Origin of the sequence: Mycolicibacter longobardus (assembly GCF_002102265.1) — a bacterium.
In the GTDB taxonomy this organism is placed as follows: Bacteria; Actinomycetota; Actinomycetes; order Mycobacteriales; family Mycobacteriaceae; genus Mycobacterium; species Mycobacterium longobardum.
This window is the reverse complement of record NZ_LQPG01000011.1, coordinates 278,392-286,567: the sequence shown is the minus strand read 5'-3', so window position 1 is coordinate 286,567 and position 8,176 is coordinate 278,392. Positions and strand designations below refer to the sequence as shown.

General features: G+C 68.2%; 6 protein-coding genes. 3 read left to right on the top strand and 3 right to left on the bottom strand.

The window, feature by feature from the left end:
- Positions 1 to 106: 106 nt before the first annotated feature.
- Entirely contained in the window at positions 107 to 2,827 is a 2,721-nt protein-coding gene (gene polA / locus AWC16_RS07495) for a DNA polymerase I (protein WP_085264102.1), read from the bottom strand.
- Positions 2,828 to 2,905: 78 nt separating this feature from the next.
- Between polA and AWC16_RS07490 the strand changes: the two genes are divergently transcribed.
- The 3 genes from AWC16_RS07490 to AWC16_RS07480 are packed head-to-tail and all read left to right on the top strand — an operon-like array spanning position 2,906 to position 4,807.
- Positions 2,906 to 3,349: a Zn-ribbon domain-containing OB-fold protein gene (locus AWC16_RS07490; RefSeq protein ID WP_085264101.1), complete on the top strand. Its 444-nt coding sequence runs from the start codon at positions 2,906 to 2,908 to the stop codon at positions 3,347 to 3,349.
- Positions 3,346 to 4,545, top strand: a complete 1,200-nt coding sequence (locus tag AWC16_RS07485) for a lipid-transfer protein (RefSeq protein WP_085264133.1) — start codon at positions 3,346 to 3,348, stop codon at positions 4,543 to 4,545. Before AWC16_RS07490 ends, AWC16_RS07485 begins: the two co-directional genes overlap by 4 nt.
- Positions 4,546 to 4,570: 25 nt before the next feature.
- Positions 4,571 to 4,807, top strand: coding sequence for a DUF167 domain-containing protein (locus AWC16_RS07480; RefSeq protein ID WP_085264132.1), 237 nt, complete (start codon positions 4,571 to 4,573; stop codon positions 4,805 to 4,807).
- Between the two features lie 52 nt (positions 4,808 to 4,859).
- Here the strand turns inward: AWC16_RS07480 and AWC16_RS07475 are convergent, their stop codons facing one another.
- Both AWC16_RS07475 and AWC16_RS07470 read right to left on the bottom strand, forming a co-directional pair.
- Entirely contained in the window at positions 4,860 to 5,570 is a 711-nt protein-coding gene (locus AWC16_RS07475; protein WP_085264100.1) for a hypothetical protein, read from the bottom strand.
- An 85-nt stretch (positions 5,571 to 5,655) separates the two neighbouring features.
- Positions 5,656 to 7,998, bottom strand: coding sequence for a PEP/pyruvate-binding domain-containing protein (locus AWC16_RS07470; RefSeq protein ID WP_085264099.1), 2,343 nt, complete (start codon positions 7,996 to 7,998; stop codon positions 5,656 to 5,658).
- Between the last annotated feature and the right edge of the window lie 178 nt (positions 7,999 to 8,176).

Here is an 8,176-nt window from a genome sequence, read left to right as displayed (position 1 = left end):
CTGAGTCGCGCGATCGACTCCGCAGACGGAACCCTCGACAACTGTTCGAACATACGTTCGATTGTAGCAGCTTCCACGACTCCGGCCACCGCCGACAACGCGACGGTCAGTGCGCGGCGGCGTCCCAACTGCGCCCGTAGCCGACCGCGACCTCCAGCGGCACGCTGAGCGGATACGCGCTGCCCATCTTGTCGCGCACCAGCTCCTCCAAGGGCTCGCGTTCGCCCTCTGCCACCTCGAAGAGCAGTTCGTCGTGCACCTGCAGCAGCATCCGCGACCGCAGACCGGAGGTCTTGAGAGCCTTGTCGACGTTGATCATCGCGACCTTGATGATGTCGGCCGCACTGCCCTGGATCGGCGCGTTGAGCGCGGCCCGCTCGGCGGACTCCCGGACCTGACGGTTGCTGCTGTCCAGCTCCGGCAGGTAGCGCCGCCGGCCCAACACGGTGGAGGTGTAGCCGTCCTTGCGGGCCTGCTCGACCACCTCGTGCAGGTAGTCACGGACCCGTCCGAACCGGTCGAAGTAGGCGTCCATCTGCTCTTTGGCCTCTTCGGTGGAGATCTTGAGCTGGGAGGCCAGGCCGTAGGCGCTCAACCCGTAGGCCAGACCGTAGGACATCGCCTTGACCCGCCGGCGCATATCCGGCGTCACCTCGTCGATCGGCACCGAGAACGCCCGCGAACCGACGAACGAGTGCAGGTCTTCGCCGGTGTTGAACGCCTCGATGAGGCCCTCATCGGCCGACAGGTGCGCCATGATGCGCATCTCGATCTGGCTGTAGTCGACCGTCATCAGCTCGGGGTAGCCGGGCCCGACCACGAAGGCGTCGCGAATCTGCCGGCCGGCGTCGGTGCGAATCGGGATGTTCTGCAGGTTGGGATCGGTCGACGACAGCCGGCCGGTCGCCGCGATGGTCTGGTTCAGCGTGGTGTGAATCCGCCCATCGGAGGCCACCGACTTGAGCAGCCCGTCGACGGTCACCTTCAGACGGGTGACATCGCGATGGGTCAGCAGGTGTTCCAGGAACGGATGGCCGGTCTTGTCGAACAGGGTCTGCAGCGCGTCGGCGTCGGTGGTATAGCCGGTCTTGGTCTTCTTGGTCTTAGGCATGCCCAGCTCGTCGAAGAGCACCACCTGCAGCTGCTTGGGCGATCCGAGGTTGATCTGCTTGCCGATCACCGCGTAAGCGGCTTCGGCGGCGTCGCGGATCTGGTCGCCGAACCGGCTCTGCAGCTCGCCGAGCCGGTCGAGGTCGACGGCGATCCCGGCGTGCTCCAGCTCGGCCAGCACCCGCTGCAGCGGCAGCTCGATGTCGTCGAGCAGGACGGCCGAGTCGATGCGGGCCAGTTCGGCGTCGAGGGCGTCGGCCAGGTCGGTGACGGCCCGGGCCCGCAGGATCGCGGTCTGCACCGCTTGGTCATCGATGCCTTCGGTGTCGTCGAGCAGCGAGAGCTGTTGTTGCTCTTCGGATTCGGCCCGCAACTCCCGGCGCAGGTAGCGAACCGAGAGGTCGTCGAGACTGAAGCTGCGCTGGCCGGGCCGGACCAGGTAGGCGGCCAGCGCGGTGTCGCAGGTGACACCGTTCAGGGTCCAGCCGCGCCCGGCCAGGTCGTGGATGGCCAGTTTCGCCTCGTGCAGGGCCTTGGGTTTGCCCGGATCGGCCAGCCAGGCGCCCAGCGCGGCTTCGTCCTCGGCGGTCAGCGTCGTGGTGTCGATGTAGCCGCCTTCCCCGTCCGCCGAAGCCAGGGCCAGCGCGGTCACGTCGCTGTCGTAGCTGCGGTGGCTGCCGATGACCGCCAGTCCGGCCCGGCGTCCGTCGGCGGCGTGCTCGGCCAGCCAGGCCGCGACCGTTCCCGGTTCCAGGGCACCGCCGCGCACCTCGAAGCCCTCCTCGGCCTCGGGCACGGTGCCCCCAGCGGTGGAGAGCGTCTCGAAAAGCCGGTCGCGCAGCACCCGGAACTCGAGGTCGTCGAAGAGCTGATGGATCTGCTCGCGGTCCCAGGGCAGCATCCGCAGGGTGTCCGGCGTCTGGGCCAGTGGGACGTTGCGCACCAGGTCGGTGAGCTCACGGTTGAGGATCACGGTGGACAGGTTGGCGCGCAACGCATCTCCGACCTTGCCCTTGACGGTGTCGACCTGGTCCACCAGTCCCTGCAGGGATCCGTATTCGACGATCCACTTCGAGGCGGTCTTCTCCCCCACCCCGGGGATGCCCGGCAGGTTGTCGCTGGGGTCGCCGCGCAGCGCGGCGAAGTCCGGGTACTGCGCCGGGGTCAGGCCGTACTTCTCGACGACGGCGTCCGGGGTGAACCGGGTCAGGTCGCTGACACCCTTGCGCGGGTAGAGCACGGTCACGTTGTCGTTGACCAGTTGCAGCGCGTCGCGGTCACCGGTGACCACCAGCACCCGGTAGCCCTCGCTGTCGGCCTGGGTGGCCAGTGTGGCGATCAGGTCGTCGGCCTCATAGCCGGGCTCGGACAGCGTGGTGATGCCCAGTGCGTTGAGGACTTCCTTGGTGATGTCGATCTGGCCGCGGAACTCGTCCGGGGTGCTTGAGCGGGTCGCCTTGTATTCGGGGAAGCGCTCGGAGCGGAAGGTCTGCCGGGACACGTCGAAGGCGGCAGCGACGTGGGTGGGGGCTTCGTCGCGCAGCAGGTTGATCAGCATGGCGGTGAACCCGTAGACGGCGTTGGTGGTCAGGCCGCTGCGGGTCTTGAAGTTCTCCGCGGGCAGCGCGTAGAAGGCCCGGTACGCCAGCGAGTTTCCGTCCAGAAGCAGCAGCGTCGGTTTGGTCTGATCTGGGCTCACGGACCCAACTCTATGCACCCGGTACCGACACCCGTTGACGCCGGCAGAATTGCAACACGTTTCAGTTTTGCCGCCCAGGTTGGGTACGCTGACCGGGTGCCAGAAGTAGCCTCGCAGCCCGCGATCGACGGGTGGTTCGCCACTGACGACGCCGGCCTCCCCCATCTGATCGGCGCCAAGTGTCCGCAGTGCGGCACCTATGTGTTCCCGCCGCGTGAGAACAACTGCCCCAGCCCGGCTTGCGACGGCGACGCGCTGGAGCCGGTCGCGCTGTCGCGGCGCGGCAAAATCTGGAGCTACACCGAGAACCGGTACCTGCCGCCGGCCCCCTACCCGCCGTCCGATCCGTTCGAGCCGTTCGCGATCGCCGCGGTGGAGCTTGCCGATGAAGGCCTGATCGTGCTGGGCAAGGTCGTCGAGGGCACGCTGGCCGCGGACCTGAAGGTCGGCATGGAGATGGAACTGACCACCATGCCGCTCTACACCGACGACGACGGCGCGACGCGCACGGTCTACGCGTGGAAGAAGGTGGGCGCATGACTCCCCAACCGCTGTACATCCTGGGTGCGGGCATGCACCCGTGGGGCAAGTGGGGCCGCGACTTCACCGAGTACGGCGTGGTCGCCGCCCGCGCCGCGCTGGCCGACGCCGGCCTGAACGCTCAGCAGATCCAATTCATCGCCGGGGCGGACACCATCCGCAACGGCTACCCCGGTTTCATCGCCGGCTCGACGTTCGCCCAGAAGTTGGGCTGGAACGGGGTTCCGGTGTCGTCGAGCTACGCCGCCTGCGCCTCCGGGTCGCAGGCCCTGCAGAGCGCCCGGGCCCAGATCCTGGCCGGGTTCTGCGACGTCGCCCTGGTGATCGGCGCCGACACCACCCCCAAGGGCGCGTTCGCCCCGGTCGGCGGTGAGCGCAAGAACGACCCCGACTGGCAGCGGTTCCACCTGATCGGGGCGATGAACCCGGTGTACTTCGCGCTGCTGGCGCGGCGCCGGATGGACCTCTACGGCGCCACCTCCGAGGACTTCGCCCAGGTAAAGGTGAAGAACTCTCGGCACGGGCTTTCCAACCCGAATGCCCGCTACCGCAAGGAATCCGCGGTCGAGGACGTGCTGGCCAGCCCGGTGGTCTCCGACCCGCTGCGCCAGCTCGACATCTGCGCCACCTCCGACGGTGCGGCCGCGCTGATCGTGGCCAGCGCGGACTTCGCGAAGAAGCACCTCGGTTCGCTCGAGGGTGTGCCGTCGGTGCGGGCGGTGTCCACCGTCACCCCGCGGTACCCGCAGCACCTGCCCGAACTTCCGGACATCGCAACGGATTCCACCGCTGTGGTGGCCGCGCCGGAGCGGGTGTTCAAGGATCAGATCCTGGACGCGGCCTATGCCGAGGCCGGGATCGGCCCGGAGGACGTCAGCCTGGCCGAGGTCTACGACCTGTCCACCGCGCTGGAGATCGACTGGTACGAGCATCTGGGCCTGTGCGCCAAGGGCGAGGGCGAGCAGCTGCTGCGCAGCGGCGCCACCACCATCGGTGGGCGGGTGCCGGTCAACCCGTCCGGAGGGCTGGCCTGCTTCGGCGAGGCGATCCCGGCACAGGCGATCGCCCAGGTGTGTGAGCTCACCTGGCAGCTCCGCGGCCAAGCCACCGGCCGGCAGGTCGAAGGCGCCAAGGTGGGTGTGACGGCCAACCAGGGCCTGTTCGGCCACGGCTCGTCGGTGATCGTCGCCCGCTAGCGCGCCCGCCGCCAGAATGGCGGACATGGACGAGCCCAGAACCGTCGTCGTCAGGGTCAAACCGGGCAGCCGCAAGGGGCCCCTGGTGGAGACCGACGCCGACGGCCAGCTGACGGTCTACGTGCGTGAGCCCGCCGTGGACGGCAAGGCGAACGCCGCTGTCGTCCGGGTCCTCGCCGAGCATTTCGGTGTTCCGCACAGCCGGGTCGAACTCGCGTCCGGCGCAGGCGCCCGGACCAAACGCTTCCGGATCCTTCGCTAACCGCCGGGGCCATTACGGCGGTCCAGCTTTGGCACTCCTCCGTCGAGCCTCCCTAACCGCCGGCTTCGACGAACGTGCGCCGTTTGGCCCGCCAGGACCCGATCGACGCCCAGGTGGACGCGACCGTTCCGATGCACCCGAAGGTCCATGCGGGCACGCAGACATTGCTGCCGAACAACGCGGTGACCCACACGCAACCGGCAATGCCGAAACCGCACCCGGCCCAGACCAGGTACAGCTCCGCGGCCCGCTTGGAGCGGGGATCGGCCCGGATGATCAGCAGCAGCCGGCTGGAGTAGTACCCCAGGTAGACGAACAGCCCGCCCAGCACCGCCCAGAAAGCTGCGAATCGCGGGCCGCGGGCGTCGAAGATCTGCCGGACAGGTTCGTACCCGGCGTGGCCGACGACGAATGCGCCGACCAACAGCGGGAGTCCGAAGCTCAGCGCCGCACCCACGCGGCGACCGAAGACTTCGCCGTGGCTGTCCAGGGTTAACCGCGACAACAGGTGGGCGATCATGGCCACCCCGGTCAGCAGTACGCCCAGCATGCCGACCAGGCCGGTGACGTTCCACAGCCCCAATACCCGATGCAACCACGGCCCGAGCATCGTCGCCGCCCACGGTGTCAGCAGCATGGTCGCGACCGTTTGCAGACCGAGGATGACGCTGGGTTGGACCTCCCAGTGGTAGCGCCAGGTGTGGCGCCGGACCCACAGGCCGACCAAGGTGACCATCATGATGACGGCAGCCGACACGGTCATGAGCGCGATGGCCGATCAACCGAATTGGACACCGGCGACTCGTGGATACCCGCCACGGGTTGAGAGGTTAGCGGAGGCCGCCGGGTCAGGCGATTTCGGATCGACCGGTAGTCGGCACGTCGAGAACCCGCACGGCGCCCTGGGCTCCGTCGATCTCCACCAGCGCGCCATCGGGGATGACCTGGGTTCCGTTGCCCGTCCCGATCACGCACGGGATTCCGAGCTCTCGCGCGATGATCGCCGCGTGGGACAGGGTTCCGCCCACGTCGATCGCCATTCCGGCCACCGCCATGAACCGCATCACCCACGACGGATCGGTGGTCCGCGCGATCAGCACGTCGCCGGCGCCGAGGTCGACGGTCGTGGCGGGGTTGGTCACCACCCGTGCCCGTCCGCGGGCGCGGCCCGGGCTCGCGCTGATTCCGGCGACGACCGACGGCACGCCGGCGCTGTCGCCGGACGGCCGCTGGCGCAGATCCCCGACGAAGGACAGCGGCGGCTCCTGCGCGGCGAACCGCGACCGGACATGTTGCCGGGCAAGGATATCCGCCGAGGACGGCCGCACGTTCTCCCGGAGTTCTTCGAGCGTGTGCCAGACCGCATCGTCGCCCAGGAAAGACACCGCGTGGCGAGCGACATCGAGGTCCTGCAGGAATGTCGCCTTACCGATCTCCCGGCTGACCAACGCTTTGCTGGTCATGGCGATCAGACGTGTCACCGCCCTGCGGCGCGAGCGTGGCAGGGCTGCGCACAGCGCGGCCTCTGCCTGGAATCGTTCCTGACGCCGGCGGGCCATCGCGGCACCGGGATCACGCGATCCATCACCGTCAGCCATCATCCGTACGGATTGCAGAACCGGTTCGGGGTTCTGCCGCCACGAAGCAGCTGCGATCTCGCCCTCGTCCGGCCCGTGGAATCCGTGCTCAAACAGAAAGTGCTCCAAGCTGATCCGTCCGAGGGCCAGCATCCACAGGTCCCGGGCCAGTCGGGCCTCGGGGAGGTCACCGCCTCCGGAGAGCAGATGGATAGTCGCGCCGCCGGCAATCAGCTCGACAGCCTGGTAGAGCCCCTGGCACACATAGGTCTGCACGGCGTGGACCGTCATGGTCTGTTTGAAGCGCGCCGCGGCCTCCGTCAGCAGAGCGACCGGATCCGCGGGCGGCCGCCAGGCGTCCCGCTGCCACGCCCTCCGCGAGGTCCGGCTCACGGCCCGAAGTCGACGATTCAGCAGTGCCAGGGTGATCGGTGCTCGCGCGGCCATCCGCAACGCGGTCGCAACCCTCGCCAGCAGCGGTGCATCGTCCACCTGTTGTGCCGCACCGAGGATCTGCTCACTGAACGCGCTGGGATCCATTCGGGGAATTCGGGCGACTTGACTCAGGAGCAGATCGACGGACAACACCGGCCAACCCTGCGCCAGGGTGACGAACGGCAGCGGACCGTCGTCACGTTTGGACACCACGCCAAGCTGGATCTGGCATTCGCGCTGCCCGCCGCCGAGTCCCGGCCGCCACACCGACCAGGTAAGGGGCGCCGGCACACCGGGCAGGGCCTCAGCGATATTCACACGGGTCCAACGGCTTTCGGGTGGACGCGGCGGATCGTAGAACTCAACCGCTCTCGCTCTGGCCTCCAGCGTTTCGAACGCGGTGATCGGGCGTGCCTGCAGAATCCAGACCCTCCCCTGCTCGTCGAAGGCCCACTCGATGTCCTGGGGGCGGCCGTACCATTCCTCGATCCGTATCGCGTGCCGCGCGATCTCGCGAATCTGCTGCTCGGACAGCACCGGACGCGCAGCGGTGGATTCCAGGGCCGCCACGATGTCCATCGAGCCCTTGTCGACGACGATGCGGTCCGGTGTGACCAGCCCTGCGACGACGTTCTCCCCCGGCCCGCCGGCGGATTCGAGGAACAGCCGGTCCGCACCGCCGCCCAGGGGATCCGCGGTGAAGACGACACCGGCACATGCTGCGGCGATCTGGCGCTGCACCACCACCGCCATCCCGGATTCTTCCGGAACCAATCCCCTAGCGCCGCTGTACAACTGGGCCTGCTGCGAAGACATCGAAGCCCAGCAGCGCCGAACGGCCTCAAGCAGTTGTGCGACGCCCTTGACGTTGAGAACCGTCTCGTAGATTCCCGCGTGCGAGGCAGTCGCGCCGTCCTCGGCCACGGCCGAAGAACGGACCGCCACGGCGACGTCGTGGCCCATGGCCTGATAGTTGGCCACAATCTCGTCGCGTAGCTCGCCCGACGGCGCCGCGACCCGGTCCGCAGTCACGGCTCCCACGTAGGCCGGGACCCCGATGACGAATCCATCCGGTACCGGAAGCCCGGCCGTGAGCAGTTCCCCGAGATGAGCGCCCTTGCCACCGCCGAAGCCGGCATCTGCTGCTCGGAGATCGCTCAGCGACTTGACGACCGACATAGTCACCCGCCGCCCCGGCCGGCGGCGCCATCCAAGCCTGACATTCCTCAGAATCTATCCCGCTCGTCGCGATTACGGCAGCTTCACTCGCCCCGACTCAAACATGTCCGGCACCAAGCTCCAGGTTGGTGGAACGTATTACCCAATTCCGAGAAAACAGTCTTGCCGCGGCAGTCTG